At 40.5% G+C, this 18,657-nt stretch carries 21 protein-coding genes and 1 pseudogene; 18 read left to right on the top strand and 4 right to left on the bottom strand.

Annotated elements, in window-relative coordinates; all coding sequences use genetic code 11:
- Positions 1 to 24 precede the first annotated feature (24 nt).
- From QM460_RS01930 to QM460_RS01940, 3 genes are all read left to right on the top strand, one after another.
- Entirely contained in the window at positions 25 to 1,191 is a 1,167-nt protein-coding gene (locus QM460_RS01930) for an SIS domain-containing protein (protein ID WP_414289062.1), read from the top strand.
- Between the two features lie 10 nt (positions 1,192 to 1,201).
- Positions 1,202 to 2,197, top strand: coding sequence for a tagatose-bisphosphate aldolase (lacD, locus tag QM460_RS01935; protein WP_049531144.1), 996 nt, complete (start codon positions 1,202 to 1,204; stop codon positions 2,195 to 2,197).
- Positions 2,198 to 2,343: 146 nt separating this feature from the next.
- Positions 2,344 to 3,381 carry an aldose epimerase family protein gene (locus tag QM460_RS01940; RefSeq protein ID WP_414289064.1) on the top strand — a complete coding sequence of 346 codons (1,038 nt, stop codon included), beginning with the start codon at positions 2,344 to 2,346 and terminating at the stop codon, positions 3,379 to 3,381.
- Positions 3,382 to 3,422: 41 nt separating this feature from the next.
- Here the strand turns inward: QM460_RS01940 and rnjA are convergent, their stop codons facing one another.
- Both rnjA and QM460_RS01950 read right to left on the bottom strand, forming a co-directional pair.
- Entirely contained in the window at positions 3,423 to 5,102 is a 1,680-nt protein-coding gene (gene rnjA / locus QM460_RS01945; protein ID WP_223140325.1) for a ribonuclease J1, read from the bottom strand.
- Between the two features lies 1 nt (position 5,103).
- Positions 5,104 to 5,337, bottom strand: coding sequence for a DNA-dependent RNA polymerase subunit epsilon (locus tag QM460_RS01950; RefSeq protein ID WP_000639568.1), 234 nt, complete (start codon positions 5,335 to 5,337; stop codon positions 5,104 to 5,106).
- Positions 5,338 to 5,755: 418 nt separating this feature from the next.
- On the opposite strand from QM460_RS01950, the gene QM460_RS01955 reads away from it, so the two are divergent.
- Positions 5,756 to 5,962, top strand: a complete 207-nt coding sequence (locus QM460_RS01955) for a hypothetical protein (protein WP_045762526.1) — start codon at positions 5,756 to 5,758, stop codon at positions 5,960 to 5,962.
- A gap of 368 nt (positions 5,963 to 6,330) precedes the next feature.
- On the opposite strand, the gene QM460_RS01960 is transcribed toward QM460_RS01955, so the two are convergent.
- Both QM460_RS01960 and cibA read right to left on the bottom strand, forming a co-directional pair.
- Positions 6,331 to 6,474 (bottom strand): bacteriocin, encoded by a 144-nt coding sequence (locus QM460_RS01960; protein ID WP_045762527.1) that lies wholly within the window; start codon positions 6,472 to 6,474, stop codon positions 6,331 to 6,333.
- A gap of 1 nt (position 6,475) precedes the next feature.
- Positions 6,476 to 6,658, bottom strand: coding sequence for a fratricide two-peptide bacteriocin subunit CibA (gene cibA / locus QM460_RS01965; protein ID WP_045762528.1), 183 nt, complete (start codon positions 6,656 to 6,658; stop codon positions 6,476 to 6,478).
- A 172-nt stretch (positions 6,659 to 6,830) separates the two neighbouring features.
- Here cibA and tsaB point away from each other — a divergent pair, with 172 nt between their 5' ends.
- The 14 genes and pseudogenes from tsaB (at position 6,831) to QM460_RS02035 (ending at position 18,656) form a co-directional block, all read left to right on the top strand.
- Entirely contained in the window at positions 6,831 to 7,514 is a 684-nt protein-coding gene (tsaB, locus tag QM460_RS01970; protein WP_414289067.1) for a tRNA (adenosine(37)-N6)-threonylcarbamoyltransferase complex dimerization subunit type 1 TsaB, read from the top strand.
- Complete coding sequence (gene rimI, locus QM460_RS01975; protein WP_414289068.1) at positions 7,511 to 7,948, top strand: ribosomal protein S18-alanine N-acetyltransferase; 438 nt, start codon at positions 7,511 to 7,513, stop codon at positions 7,946 to 7,948. The genes tsaB and rimI overlap by 4 nt, the downstream gene beginning before the upstream one ends.
- Positions 7,938 to 8,948: a tRNA (adenosine(37)-N6)-threonylcarbamoyltransferase complex transferase subunit TsaD gene (tsaD, locus tag QM460_RS01980; protein ID WP_414289070.1), complete on the top strand. Its 1,011-nt coding sequence runs from the start codon at positions 7,938 to 7,940 to the stop codon at positions 8,946 to 8,948. The genes rimI and tsaD overlap by 11 nt, the downstream gene beginning before the upstream one ends.
- A gap of 110 nt (positions 8,949 to 9,058) precedes the next feature.
- On the top strand, positions 9,059 to 9,922 hold the full coding sequence (locus tag QM460_RS01985) for an XRE/MutR family transcriptional regulator (RefSeq protein WP_414289072.1): 864 nt from the start codon (positions 9,059 to 9,061) through the stop codon (positions 9,920 to 9,922).
- A 115-nt stretch (positions 9,923 to 10,037) separates the two neighbouring features.
- Positions 10,038 to 10,706 (top strand): lysostaphin resistance A-like protein, encoded by a 669-nt coding sequence (locus QM460_RS01990; RefSeq protein ID WP_414289074.1) that lies wholly within the window; start codon positions 10,038 to 10,040, stop codon positions 10,704 to 10,706.
- Positions 10,707 to 10,826: 120 nt separating this feature from the next.
- Positions 10,827 to 11,508, top strand: a pseudogene (locus QM460_RS01995) (lysostaphin resistance A-like protein).
- A gap of 11 nt (positions 11,509 to 11,519) precedes the next feature.
- Positions 11,520 to 12,188 carry a lysostaphin resistance A-like protein gene (locus QM460_RS02000; RefSeq protein ID WP_414289076.1) on the top strand — a complete coding sequence of 223 codons (669 nt, stop codon included), beginning with the start codon at positions 11,520 to 11,522 and terminating at the stop codon, positions 12,186 to 12,188.
- A 120-nt stretch (positions 12,189 to 12,308) separates the two neighbouring features.
- A complete protein-coding gene (locus tag QM460_RS02005; protein WP_375555424.1) occupies positions 12,309 to 12,983 on the top strand; it encodes a CPBP family intramembrane glutamic endopeptidase in 675 nt (224 codons plus the stop codon).
- Positions 12,984 to 13,144: 161 nt separating this feature from the next.
- Positions 13,145 to 13,840, top strand: a complete 696-nt coding sequence (locus QM460_RS02010) for an AzlC family ABC transporter permease (RefSeq protein WP_414289078.1) — start codon at positions 13,145 to 13,147, stop codon at positions 13,838 to 13,840.
- The gene (locus QM460_RS02015) at positions 13,830 to 14,153 is read left to right on the top strand and encodes an AzlD domain-containing protein (RefSeq protein ID WP_045762538.1); all 324 of its coding nucleotides are present in this window, start codon (positions 13,830 to 13,832) and stop codon (positions 14,151 to 14,153) included. Before QM460_RS02010 ends, QM460_RS02015 begins: the two co-directional genes overlap by 11 nt.
- 102 nt (positions 14,154 to 14,255) lie before the next feature.
- The gene (locus tag QM460_RS02020) at positions 14,256 to 15,098 is read left to right on the top strand and encodes a transporter substrate-binding domain-containing protein (RefSeq protein ID WP_414289080.1); all 843 of its coding nucleotides are present in this window, start codon (positions 14,256 to 14,258) and stop codon (positions 15,096 to 15,098) included.
- 153 nt (positions 15,099 to 15,251) lie between these two features.
- Positions 15,252 to 16,106, top strand: a complete 855-nt coding sequence (locus QM460_RS02025; RefSeq protein WP_000694516.1) for a MetQ/NlpA family ABC transporter substrate-binding protein — start codon at positions 15,252 to 15,254, stop codon at positions 16,104 to 16,106.
- A gap of 122 nt (positions 16,107 to 16,228) precedes the next feature.
- Complete coding sequence (locus tag QM460_RS02030; protein ID WP_000231835.1) at positions 16,229 to 17,602, top strand: M20 family metallopeptidase; 1,374 nt, start codon at positions 16,229 to 16,231, stop codon at positions 17,600 to 17,602.
- Positions 17,595 to 18,656 carry a methionine ABC transporter ATP-binding protein gene (locus tag QM460_RS02035; protein WP_223339651.1) on the top strand — a complete coding sequence of 354 codons (1,062 nt, stop codon included), beginning with the start codon at positions 17,595 to 17,597 and terminating at the stop codon, positions 18,654 to 18,656. Before QM460_RS02030 ends, QM460_RS02035 begins: the two co-directional genes overlap by 8 nt.
- The last annotated feature ends 1 nt before the right edge of the window (position 18,657 follow it).

An 18,657-nucleotide genomic window follows, 5' to 3' on the forward strand; every position in this document is an offset into this window, starting at 1 on the left:
ATAATAATAGATTAGAGGGACTCAATGCTAGATTATACAAAAGAAGAATTGCTTGAGTTGGGAGCAGAAATCACAACACGCGAAATCTACCAACAACCAGATGTTTGGAAAGAAGCTTTTGAAGCTTATCAAGAACGACGTGATGAAATTGCAGCCTTCTTGCAAGGCATTGCAGATAAACATGACTACATTAAAGTTATCTTAACTGGTGCTGGTACTTCAGCTTATGTAGGTGATACCTTGGTTCCTTACTTCAAGGAAGTCTATGACGAGCGTAAATGGAATTTCAACGCTATTGCGACAACTGATATCGTAGCAAACCCACAAACTTATTTGAAAAAAGATGTTGCAACTGTTTTGGTATCATTCGCACGTAGTGGAAACTCACCTGAGAGTGTAGCAACAGTTGACCTGGCTAAAGCTTTGGTTGATGAGCTTTATCAAGTGACTATCACTTGTGCTGCTGAAGGGAAATTAGCTCTCCAAGCACATGGTGATGACCGCAACCTCTTGCTCTTGCAACCAGCTGCTTCTAACGATGCTGGCTTTGCCATGACTTCAAGCTTCACTTCAATGATGTTGACTGCACTTTTGGTATTTGATCCAACAGAATTTGCTGTTAAAGCTGAACGTTTCGACGTGCTATCTAGTTTAGCTCGCAAAGTTCTTGACAATGTGGCAGATGTCAAAGAGTTGGTTGACCTAGACTTTAACCGAGTGATTTATCTAGGTGCAGGTCCATTCTTTGGTCTGTCTCATGAAGCACAGCTTAAAATTTTGGAATTGACTGCTGGTCAAGTAGCGACTATGTATGAAAGCCCAGTTGGCTTCCGTCATGGTCCAAAATCTTTGATCAATGAAGATACAGTTGTTTTGGTATTTGGTTCAACCACAGACTACACTCGCAAGTATGATTTGGACTTGGTTCGTGAAGTTGCAGGCGACCAAATTGCTCGACGCGTAGTGCTTTTGAGTGATCAAACTTTTGGCCTTGAAAATGTTAAGGAAGTAGCACTTGGATGCGGTGGGGTTCTGAATGATGTTTACCGTGTCTTCCCTTACATCGTTTATGGTCAGTTATTTGCTCTCTTGACTTCACTTAAAGTTGGTAACAGACCAGATACACCATCACCTACAGGTACAGTTAACCGTGTCGTTCAAGGTGTCATCATTCACGAATTTGAAAAATAAGGAAGAATCTATGAGTAAATTAACATTAAGCCCAAATAAACTTGCTTGCATGCAAAAACTCTCTGATGAGAATGGTATCATCTCAGCTCTTGCTTTTGACCAACGTGGTGCTTTGAAACGCCTCATGGCTCAATACCAAACAGAAGAGCCAACAGTAGCTCAAATGGAAGAACTTAAAGTCTTGGTAGCGGATGAATTGACAAAATACGCTTCATCTATGCTTCTTGACCCTGAGTATGGACTTCCAGCGACTAAAGCTCTTGATGAAAAAGCAGGTCTTCTCCTTGCTTATGAAAAAACAGGTTACGACACAACAAGTACAAAACGTTTGCCAGACTGCTTGGATGTTTGGTCTGCAAAACGTATCAAAGAACAAGGTGCAGATGCTGTTAAGTTCTTGCTTTACTATGACGTAGATAGCTCTGACGAACTTAACCAACAAAAACAAGCCTACATTGAACGTATTGGTTCTGAGTGTGTAGCTGAAGATATTCCATTCTTCCTTGAAATTCTTGCCTATGATGAAAAAATTGCTGACGCAGGTTCTGCTGAATACGCTAAAGTAAAACCACACAAGGTTATCGGCGCTATGAAAGTCTTCTCAGATCCACGTTTCAACATCGATGTCTTGAAAGTTGAAGTTCCAGTTAACGTTAAATATGTTGAAGGTTTTGGTGATGGCGAAATCGTTCATACACGTGAAGAAGCAGCTGCTTTCTTCAAAGCACAAGATGAAGCGACTAACCTTCCATACATCTACTTGAGTGCAGGTGTATCCGCTAAACTCTTCCAAGAGACACTTGTCTTTGCCCACGAATCAGGTGCAAACTTCAATGGTGTTCTTTGTGGACGTGCAACATGGGCTGGATCTGTTGAAGCTTACATCAAAGATGGAGAAGCAGCAGCTCGCGAATGGCTTCGTACAACTGGATTTGAAAACATTGATGAACTCAATAAAGTACTTCAAACAACAGCTACTTCATGGACTGAACGTGTAGAAGCATAGATCAGAAATAGAAGAAACGACTTTTGTTAATAAAATATCTATGGTTTCTTGACAAAGGTATCTGTAAATCATACAATAAAACCATAGAACGTGAATGCGCTTTCTATGGTTTGTTTACTTAATTGAAATAGAAAAAGGAGAGAAGGATGAAAGCATACACAGAACGTGTATTTGGGAAAGTTGATGGCAAGGATGTCCTCGCTTACCGTTTTGAAACGGAGGTAGGCTACCAACTGGAAATTATGACCTATGGAGCAACAATTTTACGCTATGTAACTCCAGATAAGACTGGCAATTTTGCCAATGTTATTCTAGGTTTTGACGATTTCGAAAGCTATGTGGGAAATAGCCCTAAACATGGAGCAAGTGTAGGTCCAGTTGCAGGTCGTATTGCAGGTGCAACATTTGAACTCAATGGGAAGACCTATGAACTAGAAGTCAACAACGCTAGCAACTGTAACCACAGTGGCTCAACTGGTTGGGATTCTAGCTTGTTTGAGCTAGTCGAAGTGAATGATCATGGTTTGACTCTTTACACAGAAAGAGCAGACGGGACTGGAGGTTTCCCTGGAAATCTTAAGATCTGGATTAGCTACAACTTGGAAGAAAGTGGTGCCTACGAAGTTAGTTACAAGGTAACGACAGACCAGGATACCTTGGTCAATCCAACTAATCATAGCTACTTTAACTTGTCAGGTGATTTCACTCAGACAGTTGACCGCCATGTTTTCCAACTGAACACAGAGGGTATCTATCCAATCGCTCCTGACGGTGTTCCAGCTAAAACTCCAGATGCTAACCGTGATGTGGTCAAACATATCTACAATGGTGCTTTGTTGAAAGATATCTTTGCAGAAGAAGATGAGCAAATCCAACTCGTATCTGGTTTGGACCATCCATTTGCTCTTCCTGCAGGACATGACAATGCTGGCTTCCTCTATGACCAAGGTTCAGGTCGCTTCTTGCTCTTCAAGACAGAGGCTCCTTGCTTTGTGGTCTACACAGCAAACTTTGTGGATGAGAGTGTCATCATCGCTGGTCAGCCAATGATTCAGCACAATGGAATTGCTCTTGAAGCACAAGCTTTACCAGATGCTATTCATAGTGACCTTAAAGACCAAGTCATTCTTAAAGCAGGTGAAACTTTCACCAGCAAAACTCGTTACGAACTTGTTGTAAAATAACAAAAATTCTCTGAAGTCATAGGATTTCAGAGAATTTTTTCTTATTCTTCATCTGGTGTGAGAATCATCGGGATGATAATTGGTTCACGTTCAGTATTTTCGTAAAGGAATGGTCGAATGGCATTTACGATAGCGCCATTGACAGATTGGACGCTGGCATCCTTGTTTTTCAATGCGATACGAATAGCATTGAAAAGGATACGTTGGCTTTGGCGAATCAAGTCGCCAGACTCTCTCATGTAGACGAATCCACGGCTGAGAATATCTGGCCCAGATAGGATCATCTGAGACTTGAAGTCAACGGTTGCGACAGCAAGGACAACACCATCTTCAGATAGATCGCGACGATCTTTAAGCACAGCTGCACCGATTTCGCCGATACGATTTCCATCGACGTAGATATCCTGAGCGTTGAAATGACCTGCGATACGAGCAGAATCTGCAGTGAGGGCAAGCACATCACCATTGCTCATGATAAAGATATTGTCCTTCTCAACTCCAGTATCCACCGCTAGTCCAGCGTGGACTTTTTGCATACGATATTCACCGTGAACAGGCATGAAGTATTTTGGTTTAATGAGGCGGAGCATGAGTTTTTGCTCTTGCTGGCCACCGTGTCCAGATGTATGGATGTTATTAATCTTACCATGGATGACTTCAACACCAGCTTCAGAAATGATGTTAATCAATTTGTTGACGCTAGTGGTGTTTCCTGGAATTGGGCTAGATGAGAAGATAACGGTATCACCAGGTTGGAGTTGCACTTGACGGTGGGTTCCGTTAGCGATACGAGAGAGGGCTGCCATAGGTTCGCCCTGACTACCTGTACAGAGGATAAGAATCTCACCCGCAGGGTAGTCTTTGATTTCATTTGGCTCGATGAAGGTTCCCTTAGGCGCCTTGATGTAGCCAAGTTCAATCCCGTTGACAATGGCTTTCTCCATAGAGCGCCCAAAGACTGCGATCTTACGCCCGGTCTTAACAGCAGCTTCCGTTGCTTGCTGGAGACGGAAGATATTTGAGGCAAAGGATGCAAAGATGATACGTCCTTCGATACCTTGGATAATCTTCATGATCGACTGGCCGACAACCTTTTCAGAGTTTGTAAAGGTTGGCACTTCAGCATTGGTCGAGTCAGAGAGTAAGCAAAGCACTCCGTCTTCACCTAGGGCTGCCATACGGTGTAAGTCTGCAGGTTCACCAACTGGTGTAAAGTCAAACTTGAAGTCTCCCGTACAAACGATTTTCCCTTGAGGTGTATGGATGACGATTCCCAAAGGCTCTGGAATCGAGTGGGTTGTTTTAAAGAAAGTTGCTTTAAGGTTTTTAAAGGTCAACTCCGTGTTGTGGTTGATTTCGTGAAGTGTAGCATTGCGCAAAAGTCCATGCTCTTCGAGTTTTCCACGGATTAAGGCAAGGGCCAGTGGACCAGCATAGATAGGGATGTTTGCTTGCTTGAGCAAGAAAGGAATCCCTCCGATATGGTCCTCGTGTCCGTGTGTAATCAAGAGAGCCTTGACGCGGTCGATATTTTCTACAATATAAGAGTAATCAGGGATAACGTAGTCGATACCAAGTAGGTCATCCTCAGGGAATTTAATCCCTGCATCAACGATGATAATTTCGTCTTGGTATTCGATACCATATGTGTTTTTTCCGATTTCTCCTAGACCACCAATGGCAAAAACGCCGACTTCTTCTGGTTTAAGAGTGTAGGCCATATTAGAACTCCGTAATTTCGAATGCGCCAGTTTCTTTTTCGTAGTCTAGCAATTTGTCAGACAAGAGTTCGATATACTCGATATTATATTCTGGACGATTTTCTTCGACAAGTTGGCGGGCAGCGATACGTCCTTCAAGTTCTGAACTAGCATCGATGTCTAAGTATAGTGAGCGTGTTGTTTCACGACGTGGGCTACGGTCTTTTGTTTCTTGATAAAAAACTTTGTAAATCATATGTTTCCTTTCTGCTTTCAGGTCAGCTATATTCAAAAATGCTCAGTTTGAAGCTGGTTTGATTCCAGTTCATCTTTTGTCTTTATTGACCTTGATTCGTTACAATTATCTCAATTATAACATAAAAAGGGGAATTAGTAAAAGCAGGAAACATGAAAGTAAGGAGCTTGAAATGGGTTTCATTTTACCTTGTATAAGTATTTGAAGACATCCGATGCAAGTGCTATAATAAAGTTAGAAAAGAGGTTTTTCTTGATTAAGGAGGACTAGCTATGTTTGATTTTGTGTTTCACCTATTTGGATGGAAATTCTACATATTGCTACAACTGCTTGGACTCCTTTCGAGGCTATTTGCTCCTTTTCGTTAGATGATGATTTTGAAATATTTGCCTTTAGAATTGGAGAAAGGAGGCTCTCTATGTTTCAACTAGCTATCGCGATTCGTCTCTTGATATTTGCTGTTTTTGTTGCCTGTGTTTACGGTGGCAATCTACTATTTGTTCGGTTGGAACATAGAAAAACAGCTATACACTGGAAAATTCTCTTTGTAATACTGTATTCTATTTTCCTCCTTCTTGTGACCTATGTGGTCTGGCTTGTATTTTACTTTGGTTTGAATGCTTAGCTTCAGTTGTTTATTTATATCTGCTGATTGAACGAATGCCTATCTTTAAAATAGGTTTAAAAAAATAGCGAACTCAGCTACACAAAAAATCCACCCCAACTATTAAGATAGGGTGGATTTTTCAAATTCGGTGTCCAATTTTCCCTCAAACGAAGGTCATATTTTCAGGCCTTATCCTTATTTTTACAGTAGTGCTTGTTCTGTTCAAAAATAGAGTTAAAGCATAAAAATAAAACAATACAAACAGATAAATCAATTGGCAATGGTATAGTCGTAATGTTTAAATCATTGAGAATACTGATCAAACTGTAAGAGATGAAGAAAATAAAATTTATCTTTCTAAAAATGTGTCTTTTATCTAGCATGACTTATCCAAACTTTTTACGGAGATCTTTTCCAATGGTGTAAGCTGCCATAAATAAAGCTATACCAACACCGGCACCAAAACCACCCTTGATTTCTTGCAATTCTTTATTAGAAATTTCACGATATTTGTCTAAACCTTTAATCATACTAACCTCCTAAAAAATAACCAGCTGCCAAGCCAGAGCCTACAAGTGCTGTTCCGCCAGCAATAGCTTTCCAAGATACTGCTACTCCAAAGACAACCAAGGGAGCGAGACCACCATCAATATCTGATAATTCATTTTCAGATAGCGATACAAATTGATTGTCAATATTTTCGAAATTTGTCATTGAACTTTCCTCCTTTTTTCTTGTTCACTTTTATATTCGGAAATGAAGGTAAAAAGTTGCAATGTTTTTGATAATTTCTTTTCACCATGATTTTTGTTTCAAAACAAAGAAAATTCCCATGCGCCTTCTTTTGTAGTATAATAGTAAACAGACAAAAAGATAGGAATGTGTTATGAAAGTATTAGCTTTTGATACGTCCAGCAAGACTCTTTCTCTAGCTATTTTAGAGGACAAGCAGCTTCTTGCCGAGACGACAATCAATATCAAGAAAAATCACAGTATTACCCTTATGCCTGCCATCGATTTTTTGATGGCTAGTCTAGATTTGACGCCTAAAGATTTGGATCGAATCGTTGTAGCAGAGGGGCCAGGTAGCTACACAGGTTTGCGAATCGCGGTAGCAACTGCCAAGACCTTGGCTCACACTCTAAATATCGAGTTAGTGGGCATGTCTAGCCTCTTGGCTCTGGTGCCATACCAACAAGAAGGCTTGTTTGTCCCTTTGATGGATGCGCGTCGTAACAATGTTTATGCAGGGTTTTATGACAATGCTCAACCTGTCTTTCCAGAAGCGCATCTATCCTTTGCAGAAGTTTTGGAGCAAGTCAAAGATGCTGAACAGGTGACCTTTGTCGGTGAAGTTGGAGCCTTTGTTGAACAAATCCAAGAACACTTGCCACAAGCCAACTACCGAGAAACCTTGCCAAATGCAGCTAATCTTGCTCTTTTGGCCTGGGACAAGGAAGCAGACTCCTTGCACGATTTTGTGCCGAATTACCTCAAACGTGTCGAAGCTGAGGAAAATTGGCTCAAGAACCACACCGAGTCTGGCGAATCTTACATCAAACGCCTATGATAGAAATCAAACGAATCCAACAGCAACCTGATCTGGCTCAAGCAATCTACGCTGTCATGACAGATGTTTATCCAGTCAGTCCTTGGACGTTGGAACAAATCCAAGCAGATATGTCTCAAGACCAGACTTGGTATGCATTGGCTTACGAAGGGATAGAGGTGATTGGGTTTTTAGCCGTTCAGGAAAATATCTTTGAAGCAGAAGTCCTGCAAATCGCTGTCAAAGGAGCCTATCAAGGTCAGGGAATTGCGTCAGCCTTGTTTGCTCAATTGCCGACAGACAAGGAGATTTTCCTCGAAGTTAGAAAGTCAAACCACCGAGCGCAAGCATTTTACAAGAAAGAAAAAATGGCGGTCATCGCTGAGCGAAAGGCCTACTACCATGATCCAGTTGAGGACGCCATCATCATGAAGAGAGAAATAGATGAAGGATAGATATATTTTAGCATTTGAGACATCCTGTGATGAGACTAGTGTCGCCGTCTTAAAAAACGACGACCAGCTCTTGTCCAATGTCATTGCTAGTCAAATCGAGAGTCATAAACGTTTTGGTGGCGTAGTGCCTGAAGTAGCTAGCCGTCACCATGTCGAGGTTATTACAGCCTGTATCGAGGAGGCGCTGGCAGAGGCAGGAATTAGTGAAGAAGATGTGACAGCAGTTGCGGTTACCTATGGGCCTGGCTTAGTCGGAGCCTTGCTAGTTGGTCTGTCAGCTGCCAAGGCCTTTGCTTGGGCGCATGGACTTCCACTAATTCCTGTTAACCACATGGCTGGTCACCTCATGGCGGCTCAAAGTGTCGAATCTTTGGAGTTCCCCTTGCTAGCACTTTTAGTAAGTGGTGGGCACACAGAGTTGGTCTATGTTTCTGAGGCTGGTGATTACAAGATTGTTGGGGAAACGCGAGATGATGCGGTTGGCGAGGCCTATGATAAGGTCGGCCGTGTCATGGGCTTGACCTATCCAGCCGGTCGCGAGATTGACGAGCTAGCTCATCAGGGGCAGGATATTTATGATTTTCCTCGTGCCATGATTAAGGAAGATAATCTGGAGTTTTCATTCTCAGGTTTGAAATCTGCCTTTATCAATCTTCATCACAATGCCGAGCAAAAGGGAGAAAGCCTGTCTACAGAGGACTTGTGTGCGTCCTTCCAAGCAGCTGTCCTGGATATTCTCATGGCTAAAACCAAGAAGGCCTTGGAGAAATATCCTGTTAAAACCCTAGTTGTGGCTGGTGGTGTAGCAGCTAATAAAGCTCTCAGAGAACGCCTAGCAGCCGAAATCACAGATGTCAAGGTCATCATCCCACCTCTGCGCCTCTGCGGAGATAATGCAGGTATGATTGCCTATGCCAGCGTTAGCGAGTGGAACAAAGAAAACTTTGCAAGCTTGGAGCTAAATGCAAAACCAAGTCTCGCTTTTGATACTATGGAATAGAAAGTCAGCTTTAAGCTGGCTTTTTTGCTTAAATATTTTATAATATATTAAAAAAGTAAAAGTTTTTACGAATAGAATAGTAAAGGGAATATTTAAAAGGGAGTTTGACCATGATTGAAAAACAGGAATTAGGAGAATTTTATAAGGAATTGCGCCTGGCAAGAAAGCTCAAGCAGTCAGATGTGGCTTGTGCTGGACTAACGGCATCTCAGCTATCCAAGTTTGAACTAGGGCAGTCTATGCTGTCTGCGGATAAGTTAATTCTAGCTATCCAAGGAATCAATATGACCTTTGATGAGTTTGGACACAAACTCAACAACTACCAAGAATCTCCACATATGCGAATTGGTAGAAGGATTGTGGATCGCTTTGCCCATCAAGATATAGCTGGTTTAGAGCAACTCTTGGAGGAAGTCGAGCAAGAACAGATGGCGCAGACCTATCGTCGTTTGAACTCTATTGTGATTAAAGATGCTATCCATTCACTAGATAAAAGCTACCCACTAGCAGAGGAGGATAGCGAGTTTTTGACCACCTATCTCTACGCTATTGAGTCTTGGACCTGGTTTGAACTCTATATCTTTTGCAATACCATGCCTTTTTTGAGCAATCAAGATCTGATCTTTTTATCAACCTCCTTACTTGAAAAATCCAAGGAATTTAAAGAGTTAGTACACAATCGACTGTATATGAAGAGTGGGTATCTCAATATCATCTCAGAGTTCATGGAGCGCAAACTTTTCTCTTACATCCCAATCTTTGAAGCCGAGTTGGAGAGCATACTTCGCCCGTACGATGTTTTTGAGAAATTACTGTGGCAGTTTTTAAAGAAAATGAGTATTTTCCTTCAGACCAAGGGAAGCAATCAAAAAGAGATTGAACACTTTATCCAATCTCTACAAATATTAGAAAACCCACAATTAACAGCTCTTTTTGAACTACGCTTACAGCAATACAAAGCACTTATCGATTAGTTAGAAATCACAAATGTGAAATTCCTACCAGAAAAAATGTCAAATATGCGATTTTTTAAAATATGGAATTTTTCGTGTTATACTGTCTTCATTCCATAGTATAGGAGAAAATAGAATGAAAAAGATCATCTCACGCTACTACTTTTTTGTAGCCATTCTACTTGTCATTGTTTACCAGTATTTTAGTGGTCTAGTTTTACACAGCGACTTTGCTGTTTCTCTATCTGATTTTAGCTATTACTTTTCGGATATGATGTTGAACTTTTTTGTGGTTTTGCTTGCTCTTGTTGCCATGATTTGGTCAGGAAAATGGCAACAAATCAACAGTAGAAAATTTAAAGGATCCTATCTTTTCTATTCTTTTTTAGCTTTTCTTGCTTTATTTATTTGGAATTTTATCAAATTTTTCCTATTCCCACCTACCCAAAATGGACTTGCTTACCAACTCGCTGCTCCGACTTTTACAGGCGCTACGGCGTTTTTGATGTATTTTTTCTATCCTGTGATTGCAGGCCCTATTTTTGAAGAGATGATCTATCGTGGATTGGTGATGACCGCTTTGGAAAAAGGGAAGAAATGGGGACTGGATGTGCTTGGTTCTGCTGCTTTGTTTGGAATCTTGCACATTAGTAATTATGGTTGGGTCTTGACAGACTTTTTCGTATATATGGGCGGCGGTATTATATTTGCGGTCTTGTTTAGAGTGACAAAGTCTATTTATTGGCCTATTGGACTGCATATAGTCTATAACGGTATCGTGCATATACTTCCTTTGTTATTTTAGAGGATTTTGAGAATCATAAATCAAGTTATGAGTCCTCATCGTGGTGCTTTTGATTGGGCTGTAGATCCAACAGGTGAGTGGTTAAGACGTCGTCGATAAAATAGTATAGGAAGTAATTTAATGAAGAAAATGAAAGAAATGAAATTTCATCTAGTAACCGGGTTGTTGATTTTGACTAATTACCTCATTTTTAATGTCATACCAGACTTAGATTTTACTGGTACTTTGTCTGATGAGATCTACTATATATTCCAGGTTTTATTGGTATTTATTCTGGGAACTGTAGCAACTATTATTCTTGTCAAAAGTAAACATTGGAAAGAATGTGGTCGATTCCAGTTTCGTTGGTCTTACCTAGGTGTTTTCTTTCTTTCTTTCTTTTTTCTTATTATTTGTGTGGGCAAATCTAGCAACTCGTATCTTTCCTCGTACGCAAAATGGAAGTACGGTAGTGGAAGTAGCCACTAGTTTGACAGGAATTAGCTATTTTATTACGCGTGTACTTTACGGTAGCCTTATCGCACCTATAACAGAAGAAATCATGTGTCGTGGCTTTTTGATGACAAGCTTGTCTAAATTTAAAAACTACTATATTGATGTTTTGGTTTCAGCTGCCATATTTGGTGCTATGCATGTTTTACAGCATGGTTGGATAACGACAGATTTCATACTCTACTTTGGAATGGGCTTGATATTTTGCATGATGTTTCGCTATACACGTTCTATTTATTGGACCATAGCTTTACATGCTTCATGGAACACCTTCTTATTAATTGTTAGTTTATTAGTGTTTGGATTTTAGAAGGGTGATATATGAAAAAGATAATCTCACGCTACTACTTTTTTGTGGCTATTCTACTTGTCATTGCTTACCAGTACTTCAGTGGTCTGGTTTTACACAACGACTTTGCTGTTGGTCTATCTGATTTTAGCTATTACTTTTCGGATATGATGTTGAATTTTCTTGTAGTTTTGCTTGCGCTTCTTGCCATAATTTGGTCAGGGAAATGGCAACAAATCAATAGCAGAAAATTTAAAGGGTCCTATCTTTTCTATTCTTTTTTAGCTCTTCTAGCTTTTTTTGTTTGGAATTTCGTTAAAGCTATTCTTTTCCCACCTACCCAAAATGCAATTTCTTATCAACTGGATCTTCCTACTTTTACAGGTCCTACTGCATTTTTGATGTATTTTTTCTATCCAGTGATTGCAGGTCCCATTTTTGAAGAGATGATCTATCGTGGATTGGTGATGACCACTTTGGAAAAAGGGAAGAAATGGGGACTGGATGTGCTCGGTTCGGCTACTTTATTTGGAATTCTGCATATCAGTAGTCATGGTTGGGTCTTGACAGACTTTTTCGTATATATGGGTAGTGGTCTAATAATGGCAGTCTTTTTTAGAGTGACAAAGTCTATTTATTGGCCTATTGGACTGCATATAGTTAATAATGCCATTGCTCAAATTCTACCCTTGTTATTTTAGTGGATTTTAAGAATCTTAAATCAAGGGATGAGTCCTCATCGTGGTGCTTCTGATTGGATAAAAGGGATTTAGGTAAGTTTAGCTGGAAGATGGTGTAACTAAAACTTAAAAGGATCAACGATGAAAAAGAAAGATAAGAAATTCTACTTGTCAACTGTTTTGATAATAGTCACCTATTACTTAATTTTTAATTGTGTAGCAAGGTTAGAATTTGTTGACCAATTATCAGATTTTGGATTTTATGGCTTACAAATTTTATTGATAGCTCTTGAGGGGATTGCTGCTACAGTGGTTCTTGTAAAGAGTCAAGGTTGGAAAGAATGCGGTCGCTTCCAGTTCCGTTGGGCTTATCTGGGTGTCTTCTTTCTTTTCTTTATACTGATGTTTGTGTGGGTAAATTTAACGACTCTGATTTTTCCTAGCACGCAAAATGGGAGCGAAATGATGAAAGAAGCTGCTAATTTGACAGGAATTAGTTACTTTATTATGCGCATTCTCTATGGCAGTCTCATTGCTCCTATCGTTGAAGAGTTGGTTTTTCGTGGGCTTCTGATGACGGCATTGTCCAAATTTAAAAAGTATTATGTTGATGTCGTCGTTTCCTCCACACTCTTTAGTCTTATCCATGTTTTACAGTATGGCTGGGTGTTAACAGATTTCATAGTTTATGCAGGAGCAGGTCTCTTGTTCGGTATGCTATTTCGTTATACTCGTTCAGTTTATTGGCCAATGGCTCTTCATATCGTGTGGAATACATTTTTAATCGTTGTTAGTTTATTGGTATTTGGGTATTAAATCTAAAATAGTTTATAAGTTGCATCATGAGACTGGCCTCCCAGTCTTTTTCTGTTCTTGTCAATCAGCAGACTTTTTTCTATTTTACGAATATGTTATAATAATGTTTGCTGTGACTGTTTGGAAAGTAGTTACTGAAGGAATGATTAGTGAGGAAGTCTATGAAAGAAAAAGGATTTTGGGAGGGTGTGCAGGCTGCGGTACCGACGGCTCTGGGCTATGTTAGCATCGGTCTTGCCTGTGGCATTATCGGTTCGCCCTATGTGACACCAGTAGAAATGGGTTTGATGAGTCTCTTTGTCTATGCTGGGAGTGCTCAGTTTGCCATGATAGCCTTGATAGCAGTTCAAGCGCCTGTGGCAGCCATTGCCATGACGGTCTTTTTGATTAATCTGCGTCTCTTCTTGCTCAGTTTGCATGCATCGACCTATTTTCGCCATACCAGTCTTTGGCAAAACATCGGTATGTCTAGCCTCTTGACCGATGAGACCTATGGCGTTTTGATGGGCGAGTTGGTGCATACGGATAAGGTCAATCCTATGTGGATGCACGGGAACAACCTTAACAGCTATGTAGCTTGGTTTGTCGGAACTGTTGTCGGAACTGCTCTAGGTGGACTTCTACCAAATCCAGAAATTTTTGGCTTAGATTTTGCCCTAGTGGGGATGTTTATTGGGATTTTTACTTCCCAATTTCAGATTATGCAAAAACGGATTCCTTTGCGCAATCTCTTCATAATTTTAGCAGTTGTAGCTGTATCTTTCTTTTTGCTCTTGACGGTGGTGTCTCAGTCATTAGCTGTTCTGTTTGCGACCTTGCTAGGTTGTACCATGGGGGTGGTCTTGGATGGTCAGTAAGTATATTTTATTAGCAATTGTTTTTTCTGGCTTGGTGACTTGGATTCCAAGAATGATTCCTTTTATCCTAGCCAAGTACAAGGGTTTGCCGCCTATCGTAGAGCGCTTTTTGAAATTTCTACCAGTTTCTATTATCTTTGCCTTGATTCTTTCAAGTGTGGTGACAGGAAAAGTTGGAAGCCTTCCGCAGATAAAGTGGTTAGACTTTTTAGCAGTCTTTCCAACGGCTTTTGTAGCCTTTCGTTACCGTAATCTGGTTGGGACTGTTCTCTTTGGAGTAGTCTTGATAGCAGTCCTACGTTTGGTCTTTTAATCAGTCATAAAGAAAACCTATCACAAATATAGAAATCATATAATAGCGTAATTCCTTTTTTTCTGTTAAGATAAGATTGTATTCTATTTTGGAGGAAATATCATGAAAAAAATCGTTAAATATTCATCACTTGCTGCCCTAGGGCTTGTAGCCGCAGGTGTATTGGCAGCTTGCTCAGGTGGTGAAAAGAAAGATGCTGCATCTGGTGAAGTAACATCTGGTAAAAAAGAAATCGTTGTAGCAACCAACGCGTCACCAAAACCATTTAACTATGAAGAAAACGGTGAGTTGACTGGTTTTGAGATTGAGGTTGTTCGCGCTATCTTTAAAGACTCTGACAAGTATGATGTCAAGTTTGAAAAGACAGAATGGTCAGGAATCTTTGCAGGCCTTGACGCAGATCGTTACCAAATGGCGGTTAACAACATCAGCTACACTAAAGAACGTGCAGAAAAATATCTTTACGCAGCACCAACTGCTAAAAACCCTAACGTTCTCGTAGTTAAGAAAGATGATAACAGCATCAAATCGCTTGATGATATCGGTGGAAAATCTACTGAAGTCGTTCAAGGAACAACATCAGCTAAACAATTGGAAGAATACAACAAACAACACGCAGATAACCCAACTGTTCTTAACTACACAAAAGCTGACTTCCAACAAATCATGGGACGTTTGAGCGATGGACAATTTGACTACAAGATTTTTGATAAAATCGGTGTAGAAACAGTTATCAAAAACCAAGGTTTGGATAACTTGAAAGTCATCGAACTTCCAAGTGACCAACAACCTTACGTTTACCCACTTCTTGCAAAAGGTCAAGATGAATTGAAATCATTTGTTGACAAACGCATCCAAGAACTATACAAAGACGGAACTCTTGAAAAATTATCTCAACAGTTCTTTGGTGGTTCTTACCTCCCAGCAGAAGCTGACATCAAATAAGTTTGTAAATCATCCATTCTCTCGTAGGTGGATGATTTTGTAACTTTTAGGCATATAGTTTCAAACTATATGTCTGCCTATCTAATAACAATTTGCGAAATCAAATAAAGTGTGAGATACTATTACAGTATTATTTTTAAAGGAGAACGAATCATGAAAATTAAAAAATGGTTAGGCGTAGCAGCTATCGCTACAGTAGCAGGCCTTGCACTTGCAGCTTGCGGAAATTCAGACAAGAAAGCAGACAACACAACTACAGTTAAAATCGCAACTGTTAACCGTAGCGGTTCAGAAGAAGCACGCTGGGATAAAGTCCAAGAATTGGTTGAAAAAGACGGAATTAAATTGGAATTCACAGAGTTTACAGACTACTCACAACCAAACAAAGCAACTGCTGATGGTGAAGTAGACTTGAACGCTTTCCAACACTACAACTTCTTGAACAACTGGAACAAAGAAAACGGTAAAGACCTTGTAGCGATTGCAGATACTTATATCTCACCAATCCGCCTTTACTCAGGTAAAAACGGGGAAGAAAACAAGTACACTAAAGTGGAAGAAATCCCAAATAACGGTGAAATCGCAATTCCAAACGATGCTACTAACGAAAGCCGTGCCCTTTACCTTCTTCAATCAGCAGGTTTGATTAAATTGGATGTTTCAGGAACTGAACTTGCTACAATCGCAAACATCAAAGAAAATCCAAAGAACTTGAAAATCACTGAGTTGGATGCTAGCCAAACAGCTCGTTCATTGACTTCAGTTGATGCAGCAGTTGTAAACAACACTTTTGTTACAGAAGCAAAATTGGACTACAAGAAAGCACTCTTTAAAGAGCAAGCTGACGAAAACTCAAAACAATGGTACAACATCATCGTTGCGAAAAAAGATTGGGAATCATCACCTAAAGCTGATGCAATCAAGAAAATTATCGCAGCTTACCACACTGACGAAGTGAAAAAAGTCATCGAAGAAACTTCAGACGGCTTGGATCAACCAGTTTGGTAATAAACACAGGGAGGTGGGAGAGATTTTTTCCACCTCTTGCTTTTATATAGAGACTAAAGAAAAGGAACATCCACTTGTATTGATTCCAAAGGTACAAGTCCTAGTAGAAAGGTAGAGAGAAAATGGTTTTCCCTAGCCAAGAAGAACAAATTGAAAAGTTTGAAAAGGATCATGTAGCGCAACATTACTTTGAAGTTTTGCGGACCTTGATTTCTAAAAAATCAGTCTTTGCCCAACAAGTCGGCCTTAAAGAGGTGGCTCGTTATCTAGGCGAGATCTTCAAGCGTGTAGGTGCAGAAGTCGAGATTGATGAGAGTTATACGGCACCCTTTGTCATGGCGCATTTTAAAAGTTCACGACCAAATGCCAAGACTATCATTTTCTACAACCACTATGACACAGTACCTGCGGATGGCGACCAAGTCTGGACAGAGGATCCATTTACGCTTTCTGTGCGTGATGGCATTATGTATGGACGCGGGGTTGATGATGACAAGGGACATATCACTGCCCGCTTGAGTGCTCTTAGAAAATACATGCAGCATCACGATGATCTACCAGTCAATATCAGTTTCATCATGGAAGGAGCTGAAGAGTCTGCCTCTATGGACTTGGACAAATATCTAGAAAAACATGCGGACAAGCTTCGTGGTGCAGATTTATTGGTCTGGGAACAAGGAACCAAAAATGCCTTGGAACAGCTAGAAATCTCTGGTGGGAACAAAGGAATTGTGACTTTTGATGCCAAGGTCAAGAGTGCCGATGTGGATATCCACTCTAGCTATGGCGGTATTGTAGAGTCAGCGCCTTGGTATCTGATTCAAGCCTTGACTAGTTTGCGAGCTGCAGATGGACGTATTTTAGTTGAGGGCTTGTACGATGAGGTTCAAGAGCCTAATGAACGAGAGTTAGCCTTGGTTGAAACCTATGCTCAACGCAATCCAGAGGAAATCAGCCAGATTTATGGCTTGGAATTGCCACTTTTACAAGAGGAACGTACAGCCTTTCTCAAACGTTTCTTCTTTGAACCAGCACTCAATATCGAAGGGATTCAGTCTGGTTATCAGGGGCAAGGAGTTAAAACGATTCTACCAGCAGAGGCTAGTGCCAAGCTAGAAGTTCGTTTGGTTCCTGGCTTGGACCCACATGATGTTTTGGATAAAATCCGGAAACAACTAGACAAAAACGGCTTTGATAAGGTAGAATTATACTATACCTTGGGTGAGATGAGTTATCGAAGCGATATGAGTGCACCATCTATTCTCAATGTTATTGAGTTGGCCAAGAAATTCTATCCACAGGGCGTTTCAGTCTTACCAACAACTGCAGGGACAGGTCCTATGCATACGGTCTTTGATGCCTTAGAAGTACCTATGGTTGCCTTTGGTCTAGGAAATGCTAATAGCCGAGACCATGGTGGAGACGAGAATGTACGAATCGCCGATTATTACACCCATATTGAATTAGTAGAGGAGCTGATTAGAAGCTATGAGTAGAGATATTATCAAGTTAGATCAGATCGATGTGACTTTTCACCAAAAGAAAAGAACCATCACAGCGGTCAAGGATGTGACTATTCATATCCAAGAAGGGGATATCTACGGAATCGTTGGATATTCTGGAGCAGGGAAATCAACCCTAGTTCGTGTGATTAACCTCTTGCAAAAACCATCTGCAGGTCGAATTACTGTAGATAATGATGTAATTTTTGATGGCAAGGTTACCTTAACTGCGGAGCAATTACGTCATAAACGTCAAGATATTGGGATGATTTTCCAACACTTTAACCTGATGAGCCAGAAAACAGCAGAGGAAAATGTAGCCTTTGCTCTCAAACACTCTGGGCTCAGCAAGGAAGAAAAGAAGGCTAAAGTAGCTAAGTTGTTGGACTTAGTTGGTCTTGCAGATCGTGCCGAAAACTATCCTTCACAATTATCTGGTGGTCAAAAACAACGTGTGGCTATTGCGCGTGCCTTGGCCAATGATCCAAAAATCTTGATTTCAGACGAGTCAACTTCAGCTCTTGATCCAAAGACAACGAAACAAATCTTGTCACTCTTGCAAGAATTGAACCGTAAACTAGGTTTGACCATTGTCTTGATTACACACGAGATGCAGATTGTCAAAGACATTGCTAACCGTGTGGCAGTGATGCAGGATGGCCGCTTGATTGAAGAAGGTAGCGTTCTTGAAATCTTCTCTGATCCTAAGCAACCATTGACTCAGGACTTTATCTCAACTGCGACAGGTATTGATGAAGCAATGGTCAAGATTGAGAAACAAGAAATCGTAGAGCACTTATCTGAAAATAGCATTTTGGTACAACTCAAGTATGCAGGCGCTTCTACAGATGAACCACTTCTGAATGAATTGTACAAGCACTACCAAGTAACAGCCAATATTCTCTATGGGAACATTGAAATTTTGGATGGTACTCCTGTGGGTGAACTTGTGGTTGTCTTGTCAGGGGAAAAAGAAGCCTTGGCAAGTGCTCAAGATGCTATCCGTCAGGCTGGTGTGCAACTAAAAGTATTGAAGGGAGGACAGTAAG

It is taken from the genome of Streptococcus infantis (assembly GCF_047464415.1).
In the GTDB taxonomy this organism is placed as follows: Bacteria; Bacillota; Bacilli; order Lactobacillales; family Streptococcaceae; genus Streptococcus; species Streptococcus infantis_AE.

Coding starts and splice junctions, on each gene's coding strand:
- QM460_RS01930 (WP_414289062.1), top strand. CDS start 25: ATGCTAGATTATACAAAAGAAGAATTGCTTGAGTTGGGAGCAGAAATC.
- lacD (WP_049531144.1), top strand. CDS start 1,202: ATGAGTAAATTAACATTAAGCCCAAATAAACTTGCTTGCATGCAAAAA.
- QM460_RS01940 (WP_414289064.1), top strand. CDS start 2,344: ATGAAAGCATACACAGAACGTGTATTTGGGAAAGTTGATGGCAAGGAT.
- rnjA (WP_223140325.1), bottom strand. CDS start 5,102: ATGGCCTACACTCTTAAACCAGAAGAAGTCGGCGTTTTTGCCATTGGT.
- QM460_RS01950 (WP_000639568.1), bottom strand. CDS start 5,337: ATGATTTACAAAGTTTTTTATCAAGAAACAAAAGACCGTAGCCCACGT.
- QM460_RS01955 (WP_045762526.1), top strand. CDS start 5,756: ATGTTTCAACTAGCTATCGCGATTCGTCTCTTGATATTTGCTGTTTTT.
- QM460_RS01960 (WP_045762527.1), bottom strand. CDS start 6,474: ATGATTAAAGGTTTAGACAAATATCGTGAAATTTCTAATAAAGAATTG.
- cibA (WP_045762528.1), bottom strand. CDS start 6,658: ATGACAAATTTCGAAAATATTGACAATCAATTTGTATCGCTATCTGAA.
- tsaB (WP_414289067.1), top strand. CDS start 6,831: ATGAAAGTATTAGCTTTTGATACGTCCAGCAAGACTCTTTCTCTAGCT.
- rimI (WP_414289068.1), top strand. CDS start 7,511: ATGATAGAAATCAAACGAATCCAACAGCAACCTGATCTGGCTCAAGCA.
- tsaD (WP_414289070.1), top strand. CDS start 7,938: ATGAAGGATAGATATATTTTAGCATTTGAGACATCCTGTGATGAGACT.
- QM460_RS01985 (WP_414289072.1), top strand. CDS start 9,059: ATGATTGAAAAACAGGAATTAGGAGAATTTTATAAGGAATTGCGCCTG.
- QM460_RS01990 (WP_414289074.1), top strand. CDS start 10,038: ATGAAAAAGATCATCTCACGCTACTACTTTTTTGTAGCCATTCTACTT.
- QM460_RS02000 (WP_414289076.1), top strand. CDS start 11,520: ATGAAAAAGATAATCTCACGCTACTACTTTTTTGTGGCTATTCTACTT.
- QM460_RS02005 (WP_375555424.1), top strand. CDS start 12,309: ATGAAAAAGAAAGATAAGAAATTCTACTTGTCAACTGTTTTGATAATA.
- QM460_RS02010 (WP_414289078.1), top strand. CDS start 13,145: ATGAAAGAAAAAGGATTTTGGGAGGGTGTGCAGGCTGCGGTACCGACG.
- QM460_RS02015 (WP_045762538.1), top strand. CDS start 13,830: ATGGTCAGTAAGTATATTTTATTAGCAATTGTTTTTTCTGGCTTGGTG.
- QM460_RS02020 (WP_414289080.1), top strand. CDS start 14,256: ATGAAAAAAATCGTTAAATATTCATCACTTGCTGCCCTAGGGCTTGTA.
- QM460_RS02025 (WP_000694516.1), top strand. CDS start 15,252: ATGAAAATTAAAAAATGGTTAGGCGTAGCAGCTATCGCTACAGTAGCA.
- QM460_RS02030 (WP_000231835.1), top strand. CDS start 16,229: ATGGTTTTCCCTAGCCAAGAAGAACAAATTGAAAAGTTTGAAAAGGAT.
- QM460_RS02035 (WP_223339651.1), top strand. CDS start 17,595: ATGAGTAGAGATATTATCAAGTTAGATCAGATCGATGTGACTTTTCAC.